This window comes from Nocardioides sp. (genome assembly GCF_041393715.1).
Classification (GTDB): Bacteria; Actinomycetota; Actinomycetes; order Propionibacteriales; family Nocardioidaceae; genus Nocardioides.
This window is the reverse complement of sequence record NZ_JAWKJQ010000008.1, coordinates 136,402-159,656: the sequence shown is the minus strand read 5'-3', so window position 1 is coordinate 159,656 and position 23,255 is coordinate 136,402. Positions and strand designations below refer to the sequence as shown.

15 protein-coding genes and 2 pseudogenes are annotated in these 23,255 nt (G+C 73.1%); 3 read left to right on the top strand and 14 right to left on the bottom strand.

Features of this window, described 5'->3' with window-relative positions; all coding sequences use genetic code 11:
* Positions 1 to 108 precede the first annotated feature (108 nt).
* The 4 genes from R2740_RS14245 to R2740_RS14230 all read right to left on the bottom strand — a co-directional run bounded on the left by R2740_RS14245 (position 109) and on the right by R2740_RS14230 (position 9,015).
* Positions 109 to 3,522, bottom strand: a complete 3,414-nt coding sequence (locus R2740_RS14245; RefSeq protein WP_371303349.1) for an Ig-like domain-containing protein — start codon at positions 3,520 to 3,522, stop codon at positions 109 to 111.
* Positions 3,523 to 3,696: 174 nt separating this feature from the next.
* On the bottom strand, positions 3,697 to 6,678 hold the full coding sequence (locus R2740_RS14240; protein ID WP_371303348.1) for an Rne/Rng family ribonuclease: 2,982 nt from the start codon (positions 6,676 to 6,678) through the stop codon (positions 3,697 to 3,699).
* Positions 6,679 to 7,063: 385 nt separating this feature from the next.
* Complete coding sequence (locus R2740_RS14235) at positions 7,064 to 7,807, bottom strand: TIGR03936 family radical SAM-associated protein (RefSeq protein ID WP_371303347.1); 744 nt, start codon at positions 7,805 to 7,807, stop codon at positions 7,064 to 7,066.
* On the bottom strand, positions 7,804 to 9,015 hold the full coding sequence (locus R2740_RS14230) for a winged helix DNA-binding domain-containing protein (RefSeq protein WP_371303346.1): 1,212 nt from the start codon (positions 9,013 to 9,015) through the stop codon (positions 7,804 to 7,806). The genes R2740_RS14235 and R2740_RS14230 overlap by 4 nt, the downstream gene beginning before the upstream one ends.
* A 78-nt stretch (positions 9,016 to 9,093) precedes the next feature.
* Here R2740_RS14230 and R2740_RS14225 point away from each other — a divergent pair, with 78 nt between their 5' ends.
* Positions 9,094 to 9,843, top strand: a complete 750-nt coding sequence (locus tag R2740_RS14225; protein WP_371303345.1) for a septum formation family protein — start codon at positions 9,094 to 9,096, stop codon at positions 9,841 to 9,843.
* Positions 9,844 to 9,855: 12 nt separating this feature from the next.
* On the opposite strand, the pseudogene R2740_RS14220 reads toward R2740_RS14225, so the two are convergent.
* The 7 genes and pseudogenes from R2740_RS14220 to R2740_RS14190 all read right to left on the bottom strand — a co-directional run bounded on the left by R2740_RS14220 (position 9,856) and on the right by R2740_RS14190 (position 19,566).
* Positions 9,856 to 11,793: pseudogene (locus tag R2740_RS14220) on the bottom strand (TIGR03960 family B12-binding radical SAM protein).
* Between the two features lie 85 nt (positions 11,794 to 11,878).
* Positions 11,879 to 13,570 carry an MDR family MFS transporter gene (locus R2740_RS14215; RefSeq protein ID WP_371303344.1) on the bottom strand — a complete coding sequence of 564 codons (1,692 nt, stop codon included), beginning with the start codon at positions 13,568 to 13,570 and terminating at the stop codon, positions 11,879 to 11,881.
* 78 nt (positions 13,571 to 13,648) lie between these two features.
* Positions 13,649 to 14,872 carry a rod shape-determining protein RodA gene (rodA, locus tag R2740_RS14210; protein ID WP_371303343.1) on the bottom strand — a complete coding sequence of 408 codons (1,224 nt, stop codon included), beginning with the start codon at positions 14,870 to 14,872 and terminating at the stop codon, positions 13,649 to 13,651.
* Entirely contained in the window at positions 14,869 to 17,007 is a 2,139-nt protein-coding gene (gene mrdA, locus R2740_RS14205) for a penicillin-binding protein 2 (protein ID WP_371303342.1), read from the bottom strand. The genes rodA and mrdA overlap by 4 nt, the downstream gene beginning before the upstream one ends.
* Positions 17,004 to 17,570, bottom strand: a complete 567-nt coding sequence (locus tag R2740_RS14200) for a rod shape-determining protein MreD (RefSeq protein ID WP_371303341.1) — start codon at positions 17,568 to 17,570, stop codon at positions 17,004 to 17,006. The genes mrdA and R2740_RS14200 overlap by 4 nt, the downstream gene beginning before the upstream one ends.
* Positions 17,567 to 18,538: a rod shape-determining protein MreC gene (gene mreC / locus R2740_RS14195; RefSeq protein WP_371303340.1), complete on the bottom strand. Its 972-nt coding sequence runs from the start codon at positions 18,536 to 18,538 to the stop codon at positions 17,567 to 17,569. The genes R2740_RS14200 and mreC overlap by 4 nt, the downstream gene beginning before the upstream one ends.
* The gene (locus R2740_RS14190; RefSeq protein ID WP_371303339.1) at positions 18,535 to 19,566 is read right to left on the bottom strand and encodes a rod shape-determining protein; all 1,032 of its coding nucleotides are present in this window, start codon (positions 19,564 to 19,566) and stop codon (positions 18,535 to 18,537) included. Before R2740_RS14190 ends, mreC begins: the two co-directional genes overlap by 4 nt.
* A 138-nt stretch (positions 19,567 to 19,704) precedes the next feature.
* On the opposite strand from R2740_RS14190, the gene R2740_RS14185 reads away from it, so the two are divergent.
* Positions 19,705 to 20,319: a DUF937 domain-containing protein gene (locus tag R2740_RS14185; protein WP_371303338.1), complete on the top strand. Its 615-nt coding sequence runs from the start codon at positions 19,705 to 19,707 to the stop codon at positions 20,317 to 20,319.
* A 272-nt stretch (positions 20,320 to 20,591) separates the two neighbouring features.
* Here the strand turns inward: R2740_RS14185 and R2740_RS14180 are convergent.
* Both R2740_RS14180 and R2740_RS14175 read right to left on the bottom strand, forming a co-directional pair.
* A pseudogene (locus R2740_RS14180) lies at positions 20,592 to 20,927 on the bottom strand (DUF222 domain-containing protein); the annotation flags it as partial.
* Positions 20,920 to 21,660 (bottom strand): DUF222 domain-containing protein, encoded by a 741-nt coding sequence (locus tag R2740_RS14175; protein WP_371303337.1) that lies wholly within the window; start codon positions 21,658 to 21,660, stop codon positions 20,920 to 20,922. The pseudogene R2740_RS14180 and the gene R2740_RS14175, both read right to left, overlap by 8 nt.
* Positions 21,661 to 21,955: 295 nt before the next feature.
* On the opposite strand from R2740_RS14175, the gene R2740_RS14170 reads away from it, so the two are divergent.
* A complete protein-coding gene (locus tag R2740_RS14170; protein ID WP_371303336.1) occupies positions 21,956 to 22,804 on the top strand; it encodes a class I SAM-dependent methyltransferase in 849 nt (282 codons plus the stop codon).
* A 24-nt stretch (positions 22,805 to 22,828) separates the two neighbouring features.
* Here R2740_RS14170 and ndk read toward each other — a convergent pair whose 3' ends face one another.
* Positions 22,829 to 23,254 carry a nucleoside-diphosphate kinase gene (gene ndk, locus R2740_RS14165; protein ID WP_371303335.1) on the bottom strand — a complete coding sequence of 142 codons (426 nt, stop codon included), beginning with the start codon at positions 23,252 to 23,254 and terminating at the stop codon, positions 22,829 to 22,831.
* Position 23,255 lies beyond the last annotated feature (1 nt).

Sequence of the window (23,255 nt, the reverse complement as noted above, 5' to 3'; positions counted from 1 at the left end):
GCGGCGCTGCCGGAGCGGGTCGGCGTACCCGGGCGGTGGCAGAAGAAGGTGGGCGGCGCCGCCGTGACGGCGGGCCGCCCACCCCTTCCTACCCCCCACGGTGGGGTGTCAGGAGGCGGTGATCGTCCAGGAGAACGGCTTCATCGGGTTGCCGTACTGGTCGGTGATGTCGGACGTCAGCCGCAGCACGTACTTCTTGCCCTTCACCAGGTTGGCGTCGGGGTTCAGGGTCGCGACCTTCTTGGTGGAGTCCAGCCACACGTTCGTGGCGAGCGGGTTGCTGCCGCCGGACGCGGTGATGGTGAACGACGCCTCGTCGACGTTCATGACCTGCTCGTTGAACGTCACCTTGAAGCTGGCGCTCTTCGACACCGTGCCGCGCGGTGAGTAGCCGCTGACCTTGGGGCCGGTCGAGTCGGTCCGGAACCCGCGCCAGGCGGAGTAGCCGAGCGGCTTGCCGGCCGTGTCGAGGGCGACCGCACGCCACTCCCAGCTGCCGGTCGGCAGCTTCGAGGTCGGGGCGTAGGCCGTGGCCACGGTCACCGCGCGCTGCGCCACCAGCTTGGTGTTGGCGTTGCGACGGTCCCAGCGGTACTTCGCGGCGCCGGCGACGCCGGTCCAGGTGAAGACCGCCTCGTCGGCCTGCAGGAACGCGTCGTCGGCGGGGCTGACCAGGTCGGGGGCGTCGCCGACCACGGTGAACTCGCCACCGGTGTTGAGCAGCGTCCACCGGCCGACGTTGCCCGCGGCGTCGATCGGGCGCACCCGCCAGACGTAGGGCTTGCTCGACATCTCGAGCGGGTAGGACGGCACCAGCGTCGGCACCGTGGACCGCAGCTTGCTGATCCGCACCGGAGAGTCGGCGTTCTTGTAGAGCTCGACGTCGTAGGACACGACCGCCGGCTGCGCGGCCCAGACCAGCGGCGCGGTGCCGGGCACCGAGGCGCCGTCGACGGGCGAGAGCAGCGACACGCGCGGCATCTGCTTGGTGAACGACTGGGTGGCGCTCCAGGGCAGGGAGTTGCCGGCGGTGTCGATCGCCCGCACCCGCCAGTAGTAGGTGCCGGGCGCGTAGAGCTCGGTCGGCGAGGTGAACTGCGTCTGGCTCACCGTGTCGTCGCTCAGCCTGGAGGTGGAGGTGAAGCTGCTGTCCGTGGCCACCTGCACGCGGTACTGCCTGGCCTCGACGCCCGGCGGCACGGACTGGACACCGGTGCTCTCCACGATCGGGAAGGCGGTCGGGTCCTGGCTCGTGTCGGCGTAGTCACGCCAGGTCAGGGTGACGGTGTTGTCGGTCACCGTGTCACCGTCGGCGGGCGTCAGCGGCTCGACGGGCTTGGACGTCTTCGTGAACGCCTGGGTGGCGCCGGAGAGCGAGGTGCAGTCGTTGCTGGCCCGGCAGGCGCGCACCGCCCAGTAGTAGGACCCGCTGCCGGTGGTGTCGGCCAACGCCAGCGTCGGGGCGTCGAGGGTGCCGTCGACCAGCTTGGGGTAGCCGCTCATCAGGTTGCTCAGGGCGGCGTCCTTGGCCAGGTAGACCTGGTAGTAGACCGCGTCCGCGTCCGGGCGCCAGTTCAGCACCGGGGTCTGCCGCAGGTCGGGGCAGTCCTGGGGCAGCGACTTGCCGCACGAGGTGCTGCTGGAGCCGGCCGCCTCACCGGTCATCGCGACCCGCTGGCCGGTGGGCTGGCTCAGCGAGGTGATCGAGAAGGAGCCGTAGGACGACGAGGTGCCCAGCGAGTTGCTGTCGACGTCGTACGCCGTCACCCGCCACTGGTAGCTGCCCGGCGACCAGGTGGACGAGTCGTCCTCACCGGCCGGGTAGGTGAACGTGTCGGGCAGGACGCTCCAGCTCGAGCCGCCGGTCGGGCGGACCGCCACCCGGTAGGACGTGGCGTCCACGACCGGGGTCCAGGTGAGCGTCGGGAAGCGCGGGCCGGTCTGGGCGCCGACCGTGGGGTCGGGGGTCGACCCGGTCGCCGTGGCCTGCGTGGTGACCGCGAAGGTGGGCTGCTCGCCCGAGGAGTACGACGACCCGACCTGGCCGCCGCGGCTGACCGTCTGGACCTGCCAGCGATAGCTGCCGGTCGCCAGCTCGCTGCGCGGGGTGTAGGAGGTGGCGCGCGTGGTGGCCGTGGTGGTGCCCTGGCCGCTGAGCCCGGTGATCGTGACGCGGTACTGCGCGGCGCCCGGCACCTGCTCCCACCGGAAGGTCGGCACCGACGTCGAGCCGGACAGCGGCGAGCTCATCACGGGCCGGGTCGGACGGTAGCTGAACGACCGCACCGTGGCACCGGTCGAGGACTGGGCACCCGAGCCGCCGACGGGCGAGGGGCCGTCGGAGCCGAGGACCCGCCAGTAGTAGGTGCCGCTGGCGTTGGGCATGCAGTCACCGGCGCCGGACGGCGTGTAGGTGGTGTGCGTGGTCGTGCAGGTGTCGTAGATCGACGAGAACGACGAGCTGGTGCTCAGCTGCAGCGTGTAGGAGTCAGCCAGGTGGGCCGGAGTCCACTGGAAGAACAGCGGCTCGGTCACAGTGGAGCCGTTGGCGGGCAGCTGCTGGCCGGCCTGGGCGGTGAAGGTCCGGGTGAAGCGCCACACGTCGAGCGACTGCCAGATCGGGCCGGTGCCCGTGACGTCGTAGGGACGGACCCGCCAGTAGTAGGTCCCCTTGGCGAAGCCGGCCGGCGGCGCATAGCTGTTGGCCCGGAGCCTCGTCGCCGAGACCAGGGTCGTGGAGAACGTGCTGCTGGTCGAGACCTGCAGGTCGTAGTACGCCGCACCGGGCACCGGCTCCCAGGTGAGCACCGGGTCGTCCACCGAGGAGTTGTTCGCCGGGGCGACCAGCTGCGCCTTGGGGAGCAGGCCGAAGAAGAAGGTGCGGTCGGAGGACCACGCGGAGAAGACCGTGTTGGTGTACTGCGCGCGCACCCGCCAGTGGTACGTCGTGTGCAGCAGGTTGCGGGCGATCACCGAGGTGTTGCGGGTCGTCAGCGAGCGCACGACCTGGGTGAAGCCGGCGTCGTTCGCGATCTGCACGTCATAGGACTTGGCCCCGTCGGCAGAGGCCCACGAGAGAGTGGCGGCCTCGGTCGGCTGCGGGTAGACGGTGCCGTTGGCGGGCGAGAGACCCGTGGGTGCCGGCAGGGCGGCGCGGGTGAGGCTCGCCTGGGACCAGGGGCCGGTCGTCGTCCCGGCCTTGGCCGCGACCCGCCAGTAGACCGGGCCGGGCGGCAGCGCCACCGAGGGGACCGCGGCGTGGTTCACCGTGGTCACCGACCAGACCAGGCTGCTGAAGTCGCTGGCGGAGGAGACCTGCACGGAGTACTTGTCGGCGCCGTCGACCTTGTCCCACGACAGCGTCGGGTTCGCCGAGACGGTCCCCCCGGTCGGCGAGAGGTTGCTCGGTGCCGGCAAGGTCACGGCCGAGGCAGGGGTGCCGAGACCCACCACCGTCAGGACCAGCGCGAGCAGCGCGGCGACGGGGAAGCCGAGACGGGTGGATCGGGAGACGACGGACACGAGGTTCCTCCAGCAGGCGACGTGGATTGCTACGCCACCGTAAGAAACGCTCGACCACCCGCGAGGCCGAACTAGTCCCTAACCCCCCGTTCGGGCCATCAGATCGGTCCGGTCGGGACGCGAGGGGGTCTGATCGGGCCCCCTCGGGTCACCTGACGGCCCGACCGTCCGGGCTCAGCGCTTGCGGCCGCCCTTGCGCTTGATCGGCACGTGCTCGACCGTCAGCGGCTCCTCGGCGTCCGGGTCCTCGGGGTCGACGGCGGCGGGCTCCAGGTCGGCGGTGCCGGGCTCGACCACGCCGTCGATCGCGGGGGACCCCACGTCGCCGGCCGGGGAGAGCGGCGGCGGGCCGGCCGGGCGGCTCGCGCTGCGGCGGCGGGACCGGGTCACCACGACCGGTGCCGCGGGCTCCTCCGGAGCGCTGTCCGGGGTGTCCTCGGCGGGCGACGGCTCCTCGGGAGCGGTCTGCGCGGTCGCCGGCTCCGGTACGTCGCCCGGTCCGCCGGTCTCCTCGGCGCCGGTCTCCTCGGCGCCGGTCTCCTCGGCGCCCGTCTCCTCGGCGCCCGACTCCGGCGACTCGTCCGGGGACGCGGCGGCGGGCTCGGCCGCCGGCTCCGTCGGCTCCCTCGACTCCGTCGACTCCGCGGTCGGGTCGGTGGCCGGCTCCTGGGCGGGTGCGGCCCCCTCGCCACTCTCGGTCGTCGGCTCGGTCTCGTCCGCGGGGCGAGCGTGCGCGGCCACGTCGGCCGGCGACGGCACCGCCTTCGCGGTCGACTCGCCGCCACCGGAGCGGTTGCGCCCCCGGCTGCGGCGGCCTCGGCGCGGCTCGTCGTCGCCACTCCTCGGCTCGACCGGGAGGGTGTGCACGACGAGACCGCGGCCGTGGCAGTGGTCGCAGGTCTGGCTGAAGGCCTCCAGCAGCCCGGTGCCGATGCGCTTGCGGGTCATCTGCACCAGCCCGAGCGAGGTCACCTCGGCGACCTGGTGTCGGGTGCGGTCGCGACCCAGGCACTCCACCAGCCGGCGCAGCACCAGGTCGCGGTTGGACTCCAGCACCATGTCGATGAAGTCGATGACGATGATGCCGCCGATGTCGCGCAGCCGGAGCTGCCGGACGATCTCCTCGGCCGCCTCCAGGTTGTTCTTGGTGACCGTCTCCTCGAGGTTGCCCCCGGAGCCGGTGAACTTGCCGGTGTTGACGTCGACCACCGTCATCGCCTCGGTGCGGTCGATGATCAGCGACCCTCCCGAGGGCAGCCAGACCTTGCGGTCGAGACCCTTGGAGATCTGCTCGTCGATCCGGTAGGCCGCGAACACGTCGCCGCCGTTCTCGGTGCGGTGGTAGCGCTCGAGCCGCGTCTCGAGGTCGGGCGCGACATGGGCGACGTAGCCCTGGACGGTGTCCCAGGCGTCGTCGCCCTCGATGACCAGCTTGGCGAAGTCCTCGGTGAACAGGTCGCGGACGACCTTCAGGGTCAGGTCGGGCTCGCCGTAGAGAAGCTGCGGGGCGCTGCCCTTGGCCTTCTTCTCGATGTCCTCCCAGCGCGCCTTGAGGCGCTCCACGTCGCGGGTGAGCTCCTCCTCGGAGGCGCCCTCGGCGGCGGTGCGCACGATGACGCCGGCGGTGTCGGGGACGATCTCCTTGAGCAGCGACTTGAGCCGGTTGCGCTCGGTGTCGGGAAGCTTGCGCGAGATGCCGCTGGTGGTGCCGTCCGGGACGTAGACCAGGAACCGGCCCGCCAGGCTCACCTGGCTGGTCAACCGAGCACCCTTGTGGCCGACCGGGTCCTTCGTCACCTGGACCAGCACGCTCTGACCGGAGGACAGCACCGACTCGATCTTGCGCGGCTGGCCCTCCGGGTGGCCGAGAGCGCTCCAGTTGACCTCGCCGGCGTAGAGCACGGCGTTGCGGCCCTTGCCGATGTCGATGAACGCCGCCTCCATCGAGGGAAGCACGTTCTGGACCCGGCCGAGGTAGACGTTGCCGATCAGCGAGGTCTGCGACTCGCGGGCGACGTAGTGCTCGACGAGCACCTTGTCCTCGAGGACCGCGATCTGGGTCAGGTCCTCGCGCTGCCGGATGACCATCACCCGCTCGACCGACTCGCGGCGGGCCAGGAACTCCGCCTCGCTGACGATCGGCGCACGACGGCGGCCGGCCTCTCGGCCCTCGCGCCGCCGCTGCTTCTTGGCCTCCAGGCGGGTCGACCCGGAGACCGCGGTGATCTGGTCCTCGGCGCTGCGGGTCTTGCGGACCCGGGTGACGGTGTTGGCGGGGTCGTCGGCGGACTCGCCGGGGTCCTCACCGGCCCGGCGGCGCCGTCGCCGCCGGCGGGTCGCCCCGTCGGACTCGCCCTCGTCGTCAGCCGCGGCCTCGCCGGCCCCGGTCTCGCCGCCGGTCTCGGCGGTGTCCGACGCCTCGCCGCTCTTGCGGCGCCGGCGGCCACCCCGACGGCGCCGGCGACGGCCACCGCCGCCTTCCTCGGCCTCGCCCTCGGAGTCGGTGGGACGCGCGTCGGTGCTGGCCTGGGCCGCGCTGTCGGAGGCAGCGGCGTCGGTCTCGGCGGCGGCCGCGGCCTTCTTGGCCGACGTACGCCGGCGCGACGGGGTCTCCGGTGCCTGGAACAGCGGCACGACCGCGTCGCCCGAGCCGTCCTGGGCGTCTGCCGACGCCGCGGTTGCCTGGTCGTCCGCGGCGGCGGCCTTCTTCTTGGTCGCCTGCTTCTTCTTGGCGGACTTCTTGGCGGCGGACTTCTTCGGCCCCGACCCGGCGGCGTCCGCCTCGGCGCCACTCGCCGAGTCTGCGGCCTTCTCGGCACCGGTCTTCTCGGCACCGGCCTTCTCGGGAGATGCCTTCTTCGCGGCCTTCTTGCTGGCCTTCTTGGCCGGGGCGGCCGCCGGCTCGTCGGCCGCCGGCTCGTCGGCCGCGGGGGCCGAGGCGGCAGTCGCCTTGGCAGCGCGCTTGCGGGCGGGCTTGGCCGCCGGCTCGTCGGCGGCGCCGGCCTCCGTGGACCGCGGGGCGCCGTCCTGCTCGGCCGACGCGGCCTTCTTGGCCCGCGAGGGGCGTCGCCGTGCGGCGGGCTTCTCCTCGCCCGAGGACGTCGCGTCCTGCGCGGTCTCCTGCTGCTGAGTGTCGTTGCCCTGGTCGTCGACCATGGTGCTCCTCTGACCCGGACGCCCAGCGTCGGGTCGTGTCGGCGCGACCGCCCGGGAAGGGTGTCACGCAAAGCCTTCGGTGGACGACGACACCCTCCGCGATGCGTCACCGAGCGCAGAGCCCTCACCTGCCGCGGTCGCTGGGCCCGGCGTTCCGAGGAACGCCAGCCGGGTCGCTGTCACCGACTCCGAACTGGGCCGCGTCGCGGTCTGGTGACGACCTGTGCCCGCCGTGCCCACCCGTGCGAGCACGGATGTGGCGAGAACGTCGTCGAGCTGGCCCCCTGAGGGAGATGTGACCGAAGCCGCACACCAGCCGACGTGAGTATGGCACACCGCGACTCCCCCGGCGCCATCGCCGCTCCCGGCCGACCGGTGCGCGGGCTCAGCCGAGCGGGTCGCCGATCGATCCGGTGGCGTCGTCCCAGGTGCCCTGCTCCAGCCTGGTCAGGCGCGGCGGAGCACTGTCGGGAAGGTCTCCGACGCGCCGCAGCCCGCTGAGCACGTCGTCGGGGCGGACCGCCGGCTCCTGATGACGCAGCCAGACCTCCAGGATCAGTCCCTCGCCGCGCCCCGGCGCGTCATCGGCAGGCTCGTCGGCAGGCCCTGCCTCGACCAGGCGCAGCACCGCCCCTCGAGCGTCGAACTCGCGGATCCCCTTCTTGGTCATCCGGGACACCTGCACCTCCGGAGCCGCCAGGAACGCCTCCACGGCCCGGCGGCCGGCGTCGGCGTCGACCCCGAGCTCCACGCGCCAGCGGCTGGCCTGGAGCCGGTCGGCCAGGGCGCCGCCGGGCGACTCGACCACGAGGAGCGGGTCGAAGCCGTCGGGCAGCACCGCCCGCAGTCGGTCGAGCGCCTCGGCCGGGTCGACCCGCTCGGCCAGCCCGATCTCGAGGTACTCGGCCTCGCTGGCCGCCCCGGTCGGCGCGGCGCCGGCGTAGGAGATCCGGGGGTGCGGGTTGAAGCCCGAGGAGTAGGCCATCGGCAGTCGGGCACGCACCAGGGCCCGCTCGAAGGCCCGGGAGAAGTCGCGGTGGCTGGCGAACCGCAGCCGGCCGCGCTTGGCGTAGCGCAACCGGAGGCGCTGCACCGGCGGCGCCTGCTGCTCGGGCTGCGGACGGCTCACCGGGCTGCTCCTGACGCCCTCTGGGCGTGGTCTCGGGCGATCTTCATGGCAGGGGAAGGGTAGACGGTGCTGATCCGCACGCCATCGAGCCAGGCGGTGAGCCGCCTCGCCTCGGTCGCGAGCGCGGCCCGTCCCTCGGCGGGGACGTCCTCCAGCAGCTCGACGATGACGACACCGTCGGGGTCCTGCACCCAACAGCCGACGACCCGTCCGTCCCACCAGGCGGTGGTGCCGGCGTTGCCGTTGCGGTCGAAGAGCGCCGGCGCGTGCGGGCCCAGGAAGAAGTCTCGCGTCTTCCAGCCCATCACCGTCGGGTCGAGCACGGGGAGCAGCGCTGCCCAGGGCTCCGCAGGCCGCAGCTCGTCGTGGTGCTCGGGCAGCAGCCAGCCGGTCGCGCCGTCGCCGAGGGCGACCTCCTCCGCACCGACATCGGCCAGGGCGTGGTCGACCGCCGTGACCGTGGAGCCGAGCCACCACTGGAGGTCGGTGCGGGTCCCGGGACCGAAGGTCGTCAGCCAGCGGCGCACCAGCTCGGCATAGCCCTCCCGGGCGGGTAGCGGCTCGGTCTCCTCACCGAGCCAGACCTCGGCCCGGGTCCACCGCGGCCGGGACGCCCGCCAGTGGCCCTCGTTGCGACCGCGCACGATGGCTCCCTCGACGCCGAGCTGGGTGAGCACCCGGGGGCCGACCGGCGTCGGGCCGCCGTAGGGCTTGCCGGGCGAGACGACCAGGGTGCCCTGCAGCTCGGGCAGGCGCTCTCGGAGCGCCTGCGCCGCGAGACCCTCGGCCTCGCGATCGAGCTCGGCCAGCACCGCCCGGCGCGCCGCGTCGAGCCAGGCGTGCCCGTCGGCCGCGATCCCGGCCGCCTCGACCTCCTTGACCAGTCGCGCGGACAGCTGCCCGGCCACCCGGGCACTGGCGCTGCCCCGGGCCGCGGCCAGGAGGTCGCGCGGGAAGACGAAGAGGGTGCGGCGCATCGCGAGCTGCTTGACCAGCGAGCGGTCGTCGTAGAGTGCCCGGTCGACGTCGTCGGCGGCGAGCCCCGGCACCCGGGCCCACAGCGCCAGGTGCACCGTGGCCGGCTCGGTCGCGTGCAGCACCGTCATCGCTCGGGTGGCGGCCACCGGGTCGGTCGCCTGGTGGCCGGGCAGCAGCGCGTGCCGACGAGCCAACCGACCCCGGCGTTCGGCCTCATCCACGCTGCGCACCGGCCTATCATGACCGCCACGGCCGACAGCGGCCGTGGACGGCCGGGTCAGCGCCGGTCGAGAACGAGGGAGCCGAGGGTGACCGAGGGCGAGCACACCGGGCCCGAGCCGGGCGCGCCCCCGTCGGCCTACCCTCCGCCCGGCTCCCCGCCGGCCGGCGTCACGCCGCCCGGCTACTCCCACCCGGGTCCGGCCGCGCCCCCTCCCGGCGGGCCCTATCCCGCGCCGTACGCCGGCTACCCGGCCCCTCCCCAGCCGCCGCGGCGCGGCTGGTCCACCGGCGCGATCGTCGGCCTGGTGCTCGGCCTGGTCCTCGGCATCCCCGCGCTGGTCGTCGCGGTCACCTTCGTCTTCGGTGCGCAGATCCGGAGCGTGTTCGAGGACACCGCAACGCCCGAGCGAGGGCCCGACGGCCAGGTCACCGGCGCCCGGCAGATCCCGACGACCGACGTCCGCCCCGGCGACTGCCTCGTCGACTCCGGCTTCGGCTCCCCCGACGCCGGCGCCACGGCCGCCGCCGACGGCACCGACCCGGTGGTCAAGGTCACCGTCGTGCCCTGCTCGGAGCCCCACGAGGTCGAGACCTACTACACCAGCGAGCTCACCGAGGACTCCTATCCCGGCGTCCAGCAGATCACCCGCGAGATCGAGGCGATCTGTCGCGACCAGTTCCAGCCCTTCGTCGGGGTCGCCCTGGACGACTCCGAGCTCTACGCGTCGTACTACTACCCGCTCGAGAAGACGTGGGTCAACGACAAGGGCTACGCCTGTGTGGTCTCCGAGGCCAGCATGGACACCACGGGCTCCCTGGAGGACGCCCGCCGGTGACCGGGTCCGCCCTCACACCACGCTGAGCGGCAGCAGCTTCTTGCCGGTGGGGCCGATCTGGATCTCGGTGCCCATCTCGGGGCAGACGCCGCAGTCGTAGCACGGCGTCCACCGGCAGTCCTCGACCTCGGCGTCGGGGTCGAGGGCGTCCTCCCAGTCCGACCAGAGCCAGTCCTTGTCGAGACCGGAGTCGAGGTGGTCCCAGGGGAGCACCTCGTCGTAGTCGCGCTCGCGGGTGGTGAACCAGTCGAGGTCGACGCCGTCGAGGGCGGCCTCGCAGGCCGCCGCCCAGCGGTCGTAGGAGAAGTGCTCGCTCCAGCCGTCGAAGCGGCCGCCGTCGCGCCAGACCCGCTCGATCACGGCGCCGACCCGTCGGTCGCCGCGGGAGAGCAGGCCCTCGATGATGCCGGGCCTGCCGTCGTGGTAGCGGAAGCCGATCGCGCGGCCGTAGCGCTTGTCGGCGCGGACCGTCTCGCGCAGCTTGCGGAGCCGCTCGTCGGTGGTCTCGTGGTCCAGCTGGGCGGCCCACTGGAACGGCGTGTGCGGCTTGGGCACGAAGCCGCCGATCGAGACCGTGCAGCGGATGTCGTTGCGTCCGGACACCTCGCGGCCGGTCGCGATCACCTTGGTCGCCAGGTCGGCGATCGCCAGCACGTCGTCGTCGGTCTCGGTGGGGAGCCCGCACATGAAGTAGAGCTTCACCTGCCGCCACCCGTGGGAGTACGCCGCCGCGACGGTGCGGATCAGGTCCTCCTCCGACACCATCTTGTTGATCACCTTGCGCATCCGCTCCGACCCGCCCTCGGGTGCGAACGTCAGTCCGGAGCGCCGGCCGTTGCGGGAGAACTCGTTGGCCAGGGTGATGTTGAACGCGTCGACCCGGGTCGACGGCAGCGAGAGCGACACGTTGCTGCCGTCGTAGCGGTCGGCCAGGCCGGTGGCGATGTCGCCGATCTCGGTGTGGTCGGCCGACGAGAGCGACAGCAGCCCGACCTCCTCGAAGCCGCTGCGCCGCAGGCCGGTCTCGACCATGTCGCCGATGGTCTCGATCGACCTCTCGCGGACCGGCCGGGTGATCATCCCGGCCTGGCAGAAGCGGCAGCCGCGGGTGCAGCCGCGGAAGATCTCGACGGAGAACCGCTCGTGGACGGTCTCGGCGAGCGGCACCAGCGGGTTCTTCGGGTAGGGCCACGCGTCGAGGTCCATCAGCGTGTGCTTGCGGACCCGGAACGGGATGCCCGGCCGGTTGGGCACCACGGCCTCGAGCTGGCCGTCGGCGGCGTAGGTGACGTCGTAGAACTGCGGGACGTAGACGCCGCCGCTGACCGCCAGCCGGCGCAGAAGCTCCAGCCGTCCGCCCGGGCGGTCCTCGGCCTTCCACTCGCGGATCACCTCGGAGACCGCGAGCACGACCTCCTCGCCGTCACCGAGGACGGCCGCGTCGAGGAAGTCCGCGATCGGCTCGGGGTTGAACGCCGAGTGACCGCCGGCGAGCACGATCGGGTCGTCGTCGCCACGGTCGACCGCGCGCAGCGGGATGCCGGCCAGGTCGAGCGCGGTCAGCAGGTTGGTGTAGCCCAGCTCGGTGGAGAAGCTGACGCCCAGCACGTCGAACGCGCCGACCGGCCGGTGCCCGTCGACGGTGAACTGCGGGACCCCGGCCTCCCGCATGGTGCGCTCCATGTCCGGCCACACGGCATAGGTCCGCTCGGCGACGATCCAGTCGCGCTCGTTGAGCACCTCGTAGAGGATCTGCACGCCCTGGTTGGGCAGCCCGACCTCGTAGGCGTCGGGGTACATCAGCGCCCAGCGCACCGTCGGCCCGTCGGGCGCGGCGTCCCAGTCCTACACGGTGGCGTTGAGCTCGCCGCCGACGTACTGGATCGGCTTCTGGACCGTCGGGAGCAGAGGCTCCAGCAACGGGAAGACCGACGCGACCGACTCCGACACACCACACCTCAGACCGGGGAAGACAACGCCGACCAGCGTACGACGACTCGTGCCTCCCCGGCGATTCCCGCCGGACCGACGGCCCTCAGCCGACCGGTCCGGCCGCCTCCGCGGCTCGCTCGGCCGACGCGGACCGGGCGCGCAGCTCGACCTTCGGCATCAGCAGGAGCACCAGGAAGGCCAACACCGAGACGCCGGCGGCGAACAGGAACACCGTGTCCATGGAGTCGGAGAAGCCGGCCTGGAACGGATGGGCGAAGACCGGGTTCATCTGGGTGATCACGGAGGAGTCGTTCTGCACCTGGGCGAGGATCCCGCCGCTGCTCGTCGGGTCGCTGACCGCCGCCACGACGGCCTGGTTGACCGGGTCGGCCATCACCGTGGGGTCGTGGGCGGCCTGCTGCCACGCCGGGGTCTGCACCGCCTCCTGCAGGCGCGCCGCGATGTCACCGCCGAGGTTGTTGAACAGGATCGACAGGAACACCGCCACCCCGAGGGTGCCGCCGATCTGCCGGAAGAACGTGGCGGCGCTGGTGGCGACCCCGATCTCCCGCGGCGGCACGGCGTTCTGCACGATGACGGTGAGCGGCTGCATGGTGTTGCCCAGGCCGTAGCCGAACACGAACATGAACGTCATCACGACCAGGTTCGAGGTGTCGGCGGTGACCCGCGACAACAGGAACAGCCCGATGGTGGCGAAGGCGGAGCCGATGATCGGGAAGATCCGGATCTTGCCGGTGCGCGAGGTGACGATGCCCGAGCTGGTGGCGGCGATCATGATGCCCAGCACCATCGGCAGCATCATGAAGCCCGACCTCATCGGCGAGGCGCCGTGGACGATCTGCATGTACTGCGGCAGCACGGTGATGCCGCCGAACATCGCCGCGCCGATCACCACGCTGGCCGCCACCACGACCGCGGCACTGCGGATCCGGAACAGCCGCAGCGGGATCAGCGCGTCGTCGCCCATCCATCGCTCGACGAGGACGAAGGCCAGCAGCCCCACGAGGCCGACGGCGTAGAGCGTGAGCGACCGGCCCGACGTCCAGCCCCAGTCGCGACCCTGCTCGGCCACGGTGAGCAGCGGCACCAGCCCGACCACGAGCGCCGAGGCGCCCCACCAGTCGATCCGCGACTCCTGCCGCTGGTGGCGCAGGTGCAGGGTGCGCGAGACCACGAGCAGGGCGGCGATGCCGATGGGCACGTTGACGAGGAACACCCAGCGCCAGCCGGTGATGCCGAGGATCGAGTCGGCCTGGGCGAACAGGCCGCCGATGACCGGCCCCAGCACGCTGGAGGTGGCGAAGACGGCCATGAAGTAGCCGGTGTACTTCGCTCGCTCCCGCGGCGAGACGATGTCGCCGATGATCGCGAGCACCAGGGTGAACAGGCCGCCGGCGCCCAGCCCCTGGAAGGCACGGAAGGCCGCCAGCATGTACATCGACGTCGCGAACGAACAGGCGGCCGAGCCGACGATGAACACCGCGATCGCGAACGTGAACAGCTTCTTGCGGCCGTAGATGTCGCCGAGCTTGCCGTAGATCGGCGTCGTGATCGTCGAGGTGATGAGGTAGGCCGTGGTGGCCCACGCCTGGATCGACAGGCCGTTGAGGTCGTCGGCGATGGTCCGGATCGCCGTGCCCACGATCGACTGGTCGAGCGCGGCCAGGAACATGCCGAGCATCAGTCCGGACAGGATGGTGAGGATCTGGCGGTGGGTGTACTCCCCCGTGTCCGGGGCGTCCGTGGCCGGCCCCGGCGTCGCTTCTGCGGTCACGCCGGAAGCGTAGTCCGGGGTTCGCGGGTGGGACCCTGGCCGGGCCTGCGGTGGACTGTGCTGCCGGCGTGGCCGGCGTCAGCCGAGGAGACGTGCCGCCGCGGTGGACCGCAGGTGGATGTTCTGCAGCAGTCCCACGGCCAGCAGGCAGGCGAACAGCGACGAGCCGCCGTAGGACACGAACGGCAGCGGCACCCCGGTGACCGGCATGATGCCCAGGCACATCCCGATGTTCTGGAACGCCTGGAATCCGAACCAGCTGGCGATCCCCGTCGCCGCGACCCGGCCGAACACGTCGTCGGAGGCCGCTGCGATGGCGAGCGCCCGCCAGACCACGACACCGAGCAGCAGCACCAGCACGCCGGCGCCGACCAGGCCCAGCACCTCCCCGGCAACCGTGAACACGAAGTCGGTGTGCTGCTCCGGCACGAAGCCGGACCGGGTCTGCGACCCCGAGAACAGTCCCTGGCCGAAGAGCCCGCCGTTGCCGATGGCGATCCGCGCCTGCTCGGTGTTGTAGCCCGCTCCGCGCGGGTCCAGGCTGGGGTCGGTGAAGGCCAGGAACCGGTCGACCTGGTAGGGCTGCAGCACCCCGGACAGCGCGGCGAACAAGACCGCCGCCAGGCCACCACCCGCCACCAGGGCCAGCCACCGGCGCCCCGCGCCCGCGGCGGTCAGCACCCCGAGCACCGTGACGGCGAGCACCAGCAACGTGCCGAGGTCGGGCTGCAGCAGGATCAACCCGGCGGGTACGCCGGCCACGGCGAGCATCGCCGCCACCTCCCACGCGCCCGCGCGGTGGCGCCGCCCCGCGCGGGCCACCTCGCTGGCGACCAGCGCCATCGCCACCACGACGGTGAGCTTGGCCAGCTCCGAGGGCTGCAGGGACAGCGGCCCGACCGACAGCCACGACCGGGAGCCGTTGATGGTGTCGCCCGCCACCAGCACCCACACCAGCCCGCCGAGCGAGGCGAGGTAGGCGACCGGGGTCAGCCGGCGCACCCAGCGATGGTCGACGGCCGCCACCACGACCATCAGGGCCAGGCCCAGGGCGACGTTGACCAGCTGTCGGGAGAGGAAGGCCCGCGGGTCGCCCCCGGTGAGCGCCTCGCGCGCGGAGGTGGCCGACCAGACCAGCACGACTCCGGAGGTGAGCAGCGCGGTCACCGCGCCGAGCAGCACCCAGTCGAGGCCGGCCTCCCGGGTGCGTGCCCAGCTCGAGGGCGCCCTCGACGCCGGCCTGGGGTGGCCGGTGCGGTCGGTGGCCGACGCAGCGGGCGGCGGGAGCAGGGAGAGGGTCATCGCGACCTCCTGGGGGGTAGCACTGCGCCGTCGCGGGTGAAGGTCGGCAGCCGACGCGGCGGGACCACGCCGGGGATCGCCGCGTCGGCGGCGTCGACGGTGTCGCCGCGGACGCCGTACAACGACTCCCAGATCTTGCGGACGGCCGGGCCGGAGGTGCCCGAGCCGGTGCCGCCCTGGCTGACCATCATGACGACGACGTAGTTCTCGTCGTAGGACGCGACCCACGAGGTCGACTGCTTGCCGTGCACCTCCGCGGAGCCGGTCTTGGAGCGGATGTGCACCTGGTCGAGGGGGAAGCCGGTCATCCGCCAGGCCATGGTGCCGACCTTGGCGGTGCCCAGCAGCGCCTGGTCGACATAGCGCATCGTGGCCTTGGTGGCGGGCACGTGACCGGCGACCTTCGGAGCGATCCGGCGGACCAGATGACCCTGGGGGTCGACGATGGCCTTGCCGACCCGGGGCTCGTAGAGGGTGCCGCCGTTGCTGAGCGCGGCGTAGGCGCGGGCGAGCTGCAGCGGCGTGACGAGCGTGTCGCCCTGGCCGATGGAGAAGTTCACCGCGTCACCGGCCCGGTAGTACCACCCCTCGAGGCAGAACTCGTGGGCGAACAGCCGCAGGTAGGCCGACGCGTCACCGGGGTCCTTGTCGATCCCGCAGTAGTAGTCCTTCATCGCGCGGTAGTAGCGCTTCTTCCAGTGCCGGTCGGCGATCCGCCCGGCCGCCTCACCCGGCAGGTCGATGCCGGTCTTCTCGCCGAACCCGAACGCCTTGGCGCCGTCGACCAGCGGGTCGGGCGCGTTGACGTCCGTCGCATCGGCGCCGCCGGCCTGCCAGTAGTGCAGCCCGACGCGGTAGAAGAACGTGTCGCACGAGAGCTGCAGCGCCTGGTCGAAGCCGAGCGAGCCGTAGGAGGCGGACTCGTAGTTCTTGAACCACCGGTTGCCGACCTGCAGCCCCGAGGAGCAGTTGAGCCGGCTGGCCGGCGTGTAGCCGTGGTCGAGCGCGGCCACGCTCATGATCGGCTTCCAGGTGGAGCCCGGGGCGAACTGGCCCTGGGTCGCCCGGCCGAGCAGCGGGTTGCCGCTGTCGGCGGCGTAGAGCCGGTGCAGCTGGTCGTTGCTGATGCCACCGACCCACTCGGCCGGGTCGTACGTCGGCTGGCTGGCCATCGCGACGACCCGCCCGGTGTCGGCCTCCATCACCACGACCGCGCCGGAGTCGGCGACGTAGTTGCGGCCGGTCACCGGATCGTGGGTCTGGCGGGCGGTGCGGATGGTGCGGGCGAGCTGGCGCTCGGCGACCGCCTGCACCTTGGCATCCAGCGAGGTGACCAGGGTGTCGCCCGGCCGGGCGTCGACGACACCGGCGTCGCTGAGCACCCGGCCCTGGGCGTCCACCGCGACGCTGCGGTGCCCCGGGACGCCGCGCAGCCACCGGTCATAGCTCTGCTCGACACCCGCGCGGCCCACGACCGAGGCGCCGTTGAGGGTGTCGTCGTCGCGCTCGGTCGCGGCGGCGAGCTCGTCGGCCGTCACCGGGCTGAGGTAGCCGAGCACGTGGGCGAGGTTGACGCCGTAGGGCCCGGGATAGGCACGCAGGCTCTGCTGCTCGGCCAGCACCGACGGGTAGTCCTCGGGCTGCTCGAGCACCCGCAGCGCGACGTCCTGCGGCACGTCCTCGGCCACCGGCACCGGCTGGTAGGGCGAGCCGTTCCAGCACAGCCGCGCCCGCGCTCCGTCGCTGCCGCAGTCGACCAGACGCGCCTGGATCCTCCGCTCCGGTACGCCGACCGCGGCGGCGACCCGGCGCAGCACCAGCTGCTGCCCCCGCGGCGAGAGCTGGCCGAGCGTGGTGCGGTCGACCGAGACCACCCACGCGGTGCGGTTGGCGACCAGCGGCCGGCCCTGGGAGTCGACGATCAGCCCGCGCTCGGGCTGTTGCACGATGTCACGCACGGACTGCGAGGCGGCCCGGGCCTGGTAGGAGCCGCCCTCGACCACCTGGAGGTAGTAGAGCCGGCCGAGCAGCGTGGCCACCAGCGAGAACGCGAGGGCCTGGATCACCAGGACGCGCAGCCGGGTCCGCCGGGCGGCGGTCGCGGGGGTCGGTGGCTCCGGGCGCGGCCCGGTCATCGGGCGCCGCCCAGCACCGCGACCGGGACCGGGTGCACGACCAGCGGTCGGAGCAGCAGCGGCACCAGCAGGAGCCCGGCGACGGCGTCCAGGCCGACGGCGACACCGACACCGCGCAGCAGCTCGGGGACGGCCCAGCCGAGGTCGCCGTACAGCAGCCCGGTGAGGGCGAAGACCGAGGTCGCCACGAACGATGCCGCGGCGGTCACCAGGAGGACTCGGAGCAGCGCCTCGGCACGCGCGCGTCGGGTGGGGCGGGACGGTGCCGCGTGCTCGGGCTGGTGTGCCGCGAACAGGCCGGCCAGGAAGCCCGCGACCGCCAGCGCCAGTGCCCAGCGGCCCGCCAGGTGGTCGGCGGGCGGCGTCAGGTCGAGCGCCAGGCCGACCGCGAAGCCGGTCATCGATCCCGCGGTCTCCCCCGCGGACAGCCCGACGGCAACGACGACCAGCAGGCACAGGTTGGGCAGCGTGGTGCCGCCGCTCAACAGCGGCAGCACGGTGGTCTGCAGGACCAGGGCAGCCACGGCCATCAGCGCGGCCACCACACCACGAGCAGCCGTCATCGCAGACCTCCGGCCCGCACCAGCGCGCGGTCGCTCTGCGTGTCGGGGGCGACCACGACCCCGACCAGGTCGAGGGAGCTGAAGTCGACGAACGGCCGGATCACCGCGCGGCGAGACGTCTCGCGCAGACTGTCGTAGACCTTGGTGACCTGGCCGACCGGCACGCCGGAGACGTACGGCGCCCCGCCGCTGCTGCCCCAGGTGACGACCACGTCACCCCGGCGCGGGAGGGTCGAGGCATCGACGAGCTCGAGGTCGAGGCGACCGCTCTCCCCCACCACACCACGACCGCGCAGGAACCCCAGCTCCATGCTGTCCCCGATCCGGCCGCCCACGACGGAGTCGGCATCCATCACCAGCAGCACCGTCGCGGTCGTCGGCGTCACCCGGGTCACCCGGCCCACCAGACCGTCGCCGCTGACCACGGTGAGGTCCGTCGTCACGCCGGCGCGCGAACCCGCGTCGATCGTGATCGTCCGGGCGAACGACTGCTGGGGGCCCCAGCCGATCACCCGCGCCGGCACCAGCACCCGTGCCGTCTCACCGGCCAGCGCCGTCAGCCGGTCGTACTCCGCGAGCCGGTTGCGGTCGTAGCCGCTGGTCTCCAGCCGACCGCGCAGGTCGGAGTTCTCGGCCTGGAGGGTGGCGACATCGTGCTGGAGCTCGGCCCGGGCGCGGAACCACTCGGGAACCGCGGCGACCGGGCGGGTCGCCGTGGCGGCGCCGTCCTGCAGCGGCCCGAGGGCCTCGCCGGCGACCGTGCGCACCGGGTCGAGCAGGCCGGACTGGTGGTCCAGGGTCATCAGGGTGACCGCGGTCAGTGCCAGCGCGAGCAGCGTCGTCCGCGGGTTGCCGCCTCGCGCCCTCCCGAAGGGTCGTCGCAGCCGGCCGAGCGTGGGTCCGAGCGCGTGCCGCAGCCGGGACCGCCGCTGCGGTCCTCCGGCCGTCCCCCGAGGCACGTCGGTCATCCCGCTCTCCGGCGCTCCGGCACGAGCAGCGGCTGGAGCGCGGCGTACTGCTCCACACACCGGGCGGCACCGGTGACGACGCAGGCGCGCGGGTCGGCGGCGACATGGACGGGGACGCCGAGGTCGTCCTGCAGTCGCTCGTCGAGACCGGCCAGCAGCGCGGTTCCGCCGGTCAGCACCACCCCGTGGTCCCGGACGTCACGGGCCAGCCGCTGCGGCGCCTGGTCGAGCGTCGCTCGCACCACGTCCACGATGGAGCGCAGGGAGCCCTCCAGCGCCGAGCGGACGCCGCCGGCACCGACGACGACGCGTCGCTCCGCACCCGTGTCGAGGTCGCGGCCGACCACCTCGGCGTACTGCTCGGTGGGGCGGAGGTACGCCGAACCGAGGGTGCGCTTGACCGCCTCCGCCGTGGCGTCGTCGACGACCAGGCGGTGCTCGCCGGCCAGCCAGGCGGCGACATCGCGGTCGAGCGCGGCGCCGGCGGTGCGGATCGAGCGCGCGGCCGCGACACTGCCCACCGAGATGAGAGCCACCTCGGTCGTCCCACAGCCGAGGTCGACCACCATGGTCGCGGTCGCCTCGTGCACCGGCAGCCCGGCCCCGATCGCCGCCGCCATCGGCTCCTCGATCACCTCGACCTGGCGGGCGCCGGCCTGGAAGCCGACCTCGCGGACCACCCGCTGCTCGACGGCGGTGACACCACTCGGCATCGCCACCACCATCCGCGGCCGGGTCAGCGCCCGTCCCCTCGCCGCGGTCGCGAAGCGGTGCAGCATCTGCTCGGCGGCGTCGAAGTCGGCGACCACGCCGTCGTGGACGGGCGCCACCAGGTGGGCCCCGACCTTCCCCGCGAAGCGGGCCGCCTGCCGACCCGCCGCCAACAGCTCTCCGGCGTCGTCCAGTGCGATGAGCGACGGCTCGTCGATGACGACGCCGCGTCCGCGGGCGTAGACCAGCGTGCTTGCGGTGCCGAGGTCGACGGCCAGGTCTCGGCCGAGGACCGTGCCGCGGGTGGTTCCAACCATGCGCGCGCCCTCGCTGGTGGTCCGGGGAAGGCGGGACGGCGCACCAGCTCGCCGGCCCACGCCCAGCGTAGGAACTCCACGCTGCCGATCCGGGCGCGACACGCGGTCGGTCGGCGGACGTGGCGTTAAGGTTCGCTCGTGTCCGCCGTCGACGAGATCCTCGCCTCGCTGCCCCTCGACCAGCTCGCCGCCTCGCTCGGTGAGAGCCCGGCCGCCGTCGAGCAGGCGGCCGCTGTCGCCCTCCCCGCCCTGCTGGGCGGGCTCGAGGCCAACGCGAAGGACCCCGCCGGCGAGGCCTCGCTGGCGCGTGCGCTCGCCCAGCACGACGGCAGCCTCGCCAGCGGCACCGTCGACCTCGGACAGGTCGACGTCGCCGACGGGGACAAGATCGCCCGGCACATCTTCGGCGCGCAGCACGACCAGGTGGTCCGCCAGCTCGGTGGCGTCGGCGGCTCGTCGGGCCTGGTGTCCAAGCTGCTGCCGATCCTGGCCCCGATCGTCCTCTCCTACCTCGCCAAGCAGGCCGGAGCGAAGGACGGGGCGCTCGGGGGCGGCGTGCTGGGCGGGATCCTGTCGCAGATCCTCACCGGTGCCGCCCAGGGTTCGGGCTCCTCGCGCTCGCCGGGCACGACCTGGGCTCGATCCTCGGCGACCTGCTCGGTGGGCTGTTGGGCGGCGGGCGTCGCTGAGCCGCGGGTGACGTTGCGTCCGCAAGCGAGCCGACTGCGCGTCTCGTCCGCGCGTCTCGAGTGATCCGCGGTTCGCACTCGGAGCCGGGCGGTCCTGCCCGGTTGAACGGACGCGGCTCCCCGGCCTATCTGCGGCGGTGGTAGCGGAGGTCTCCGTTGGGGAGACGTTCGGTGGTGTGGTCGGTGTGGTGGGCGCGGTGGTGATGGTGGTGGCAGAGGAGGACACCGTCGGCGAGGTCGGTCTTCCCGCCGTGGGTCCAGGGTGGTGTGGTGGGCTTCGCACCAGGCGCCGGGGATCGTGCAGCCCTCGGCGCGGCACTCGCGGTCGCGCAACCGGAGGGCTTTGCGTTGGGCGGGGGTGAACAGCCGTCGGGTCCTCCCGAGGTCGAGGATCTCGGAGGCGCCGCCGAGGACAGCGGGGAGGATTCCGGCAGTGCAGGCCAGCCGTCGGGCGTGGGCCGCGGTGATCTGCCCCTCGGTGGCGTCCTCACCGGGTAGGTGGGAGCCGCCCAGGTCGGCGGTGGCCAGGTCGGTGAGCATTGCCTGGTAGGGGATGGTGACCACCACGGTGGTGGCATCGCCGCCATGAAGGGGAGCCGGGTCGGGTCGAGCGTCTCCAGGAGCTGGCAGAAGGCCTGCCCGAGGCGGCGGGGGTAGGCCGGAGTCACCCATGCGTCGCGGTCTCCTGTGGGCCGCTCCCGTGTCTTGCGAGGGTTGGTGAAGGCCTCCAGGTAGGTCGCCAGCCGGGTGGCGACCGCGTCGGGGAGGAGCCCGGTGAGGCGGGTGGTGCCGTCTCCGACCCGGCGCAGGGAGAGCCGGGTGCGGCGGTGGGCGTCGGCCTCGAGGGCGGCCAGCCGACGGGCCTCGGTCTCCTCGACGACCCCAGGCGCCACCACCTCGAGGATGCGGCGGCCGAGCCGGGCCAGCTGGCGGGGTCCGAACCGGGTGGCATGCTCGACCAGGGCGGTTTCGGCGGCCACCAGGACGTCGGTGGGAAGGTCCTCGCGGGGAGCTCGTCCAGGGCGCGGGCGATCACCCGGGCCTGGTCGACGGACACGCCGCCCTCGCGCATCGCGGCGGCCAGGGCGGCGTAGCGCCGGTCCAACGCGGTCGCGAGGCGCAGGTCGGCGCGGGCATCCTCGGGACGCATCAAGGTGTGCACGCTCAGCCACTCCGCCACGTCGTGCGCCGCGGTGCTCTTCGCGACCTCGGAGGCGACGGCCATCACCCGTAGCCGCAGCTCGACCACCCGGGCCTCCAACGCACTCAGCTCGCGCAGCGCCTCGTCCATCTCGGCGGTGGTCATGAACACCGGGTTGGCCCCGACAGCCCGGGTCGGCGCCGCACCGATGTCGGCGGCCGCCGCGAGGATCGGGTGTCTCGACTCGACAGGGTGGACCGACATCCGGCGCCTCCTCCGTGACGACGCCTGACCGGCTGTCGTCGCTCCTGGAGGCCCACCCGGTGGGCTATCACGTCACCCTCGCGACTCGCACCGCCACGCCCGGGATGGCGCAGCACCCACGGGCTGGCCCGGAACGCTCGATGCGTGCCAGTCACCCTAGCACGCGACGCCCTTTATTCAAACACCAGTTCGCACAGCACACCCACCTGCTCGACCAGCCGCCGACCGGCCGCTCGACCAGCGGTCAGCGCCAATCCGGTGGACGCCGTCCACGGGCCGGCCGGATACTCCGGACATGCCGGACCCCTCCCCGCAGCAGCACGTCGACGGCCGGGTGCAGGCCTACTACGGCGGCGAGTTCGACGAGAGCGACCGCCTCGTCGGGCGCTCGGGTCAGGGTGTCCTCGAGTTCGAGCGGACGCAGCAGCTCGTGACGGCACGGGTCTCCCCCGGTTCCCGGATCCTCGACATCGGTGGGGCCGCCGGGGTCCACGCGGCGGCCCTGGCCGGCCGGGGCCACCGGGTCCTGCTCATCGACCCGGTGCCCCGCCACGTGGCCACCGCCAGGGCCATCGGGACGTTCGCCGTCGCGCGGGGAGATGCCCGCGCCCTCCCGGTCGCCGACCACGACTTCGACGCCGCGCTCCTGCTCGGGCCGCTCTACCACCTCGTCGAGCGCGACGACCGGCAGCGGGCGTGGCGAGAGGCGATCCGGGCCGTGCGACCCGGCGGCTGGGTCTTCGGTGCCGGCGTCTCGCGCCTGTCGGCTCTCGCCTGGGTGACCGTGATCGAGCCGTCGATCGCGCGGGCCGCCACCGGGCGGCGTACCCCACGCTCGCCGATGCCCGAACGATGGCGCCGGATGGTCGAGGACGGCACCGGCGAGCTCGGCCCGTCCGGCTTCCCGGGCGGGCACTTCCACCTGTCCGACGACCTCGAGCAGGAGGCGGTCGAGGCGGGACTGACCGAGGTCCAGGTGCTCGGCCTCGAAGGGCCGGGGGCCCAGGCGCTCGACATCAGCCGCTCACACGATCCCGAGCTGCTCGACGCCGCTCGGAGGCTCGCCGCCGCCTACGAGTCGCAGCCGGGGCTCCGCGACCTCAGCCCGCACCTGTTGGCGTTCGGACGTACGCCGGCCGGTTGAGCATCGCCGTCTCGCGACGGTGGGTCAGTCGGCCAGGTCGGGGAACCACAGCGCGATCTCGCGGGCGGCGGAGTCCGGGGAGTCCGAGCCGTGCACGAGGTTCTCGCGGTTGGAGAGCGACAGGTCGCCGCGGATCGAGCCGGGGGCGGCCTTGCGGCCGTCGGTGGCACCGTTGAGCGCGCGGACGACCTCGATCGCCTCGTCACCCTCCAGCACCAGCGCCATCAGGGGGCCGCTGGTGACGAAGGCCCGCAGCGGCGGGTAGAAGTCGCGCTCGACGTGCTCGTGGTAGTGCGCGTCGGCCTGGTCGCCGTCGATGTGGCGCAGCTCGAGGGCGACCAGCCGCAGCCCCTTGGCCTCGTAGCGACCGAGGATCTCCCCCGCGAGGCCGCGCCGGAGGGCGTCGGGCTTGAGCAGGACCAGGGTGCGCTGGGCGGCCGGGGTCGTCATG

Excerpts from the sequence above, each read along its gene's own strand:
- R2740_RS14240 (WP_371303348.1), bottom strand. The coding sequence starts at position 6,678 with ATGGTCGACGACCAGGGCAACGACACTCAGCAGCAGGAGACCGCGCAG.
- rodA (WP_371303343.1), bottom strand. The coding sequence starts at position 14,872 with ATGACCCTCTCCCTGCTCCCGCCGCCCGCTGCGTCGGCCACCGACCGC.
- mrdA (WP_371303342.1), bottom strand. The coding sequence starts at position 17,007 with ATGACCGGGCCGCGCCCGGAGCCACCGACCCCCGCGACCGCCGCCCGG.
- R2740_RS14200 (WP_371303341.1), bottom strand. The coding sequence starts at position 17,570 with ATGACGGCTGCTCGTGGTGTGGTGGCCGCGCTGATGGCCGTGGCTGCC.
- mreC (WP_371303340.1), bottom strand. The coding sequence starts at position 18,538 with ATGACCGACGTGCCTCGGGGGACGGCCGGAGGACCGCAGCGGCGGTCC.
- R2740_RS14190 (WP_371303339.1), bottom strand. The coding sequence starts at position 19,566 with ATGGTTGGAACCACCCGCGGCACGGTCCTCGGCCGAGACCTGGCCGTC.
- R2740_RS14175 (WP_371303337.1), bottom strand. The coding sequence starts at position 21,660 with ATGTCGGTCCACCCTGTCGAGTCGAGACACCCGATCCTCGCGGCGGCC.
- R2740_RS14170 (WP_371303336.1), top strand. The coding sequence starts at position 21,956 with ATGCCGGACCCCTCCCCGCAGCAGCACGTCGACGGCCGGGTGCAGGCC.
- ndk (WP_371303335.1), bottom strand. The coding sequence starts at position 23,254 with ATGACGACCCCGGCCGCCCAGCGCACCCTGGTCCTGCTCAAGCCCGAC.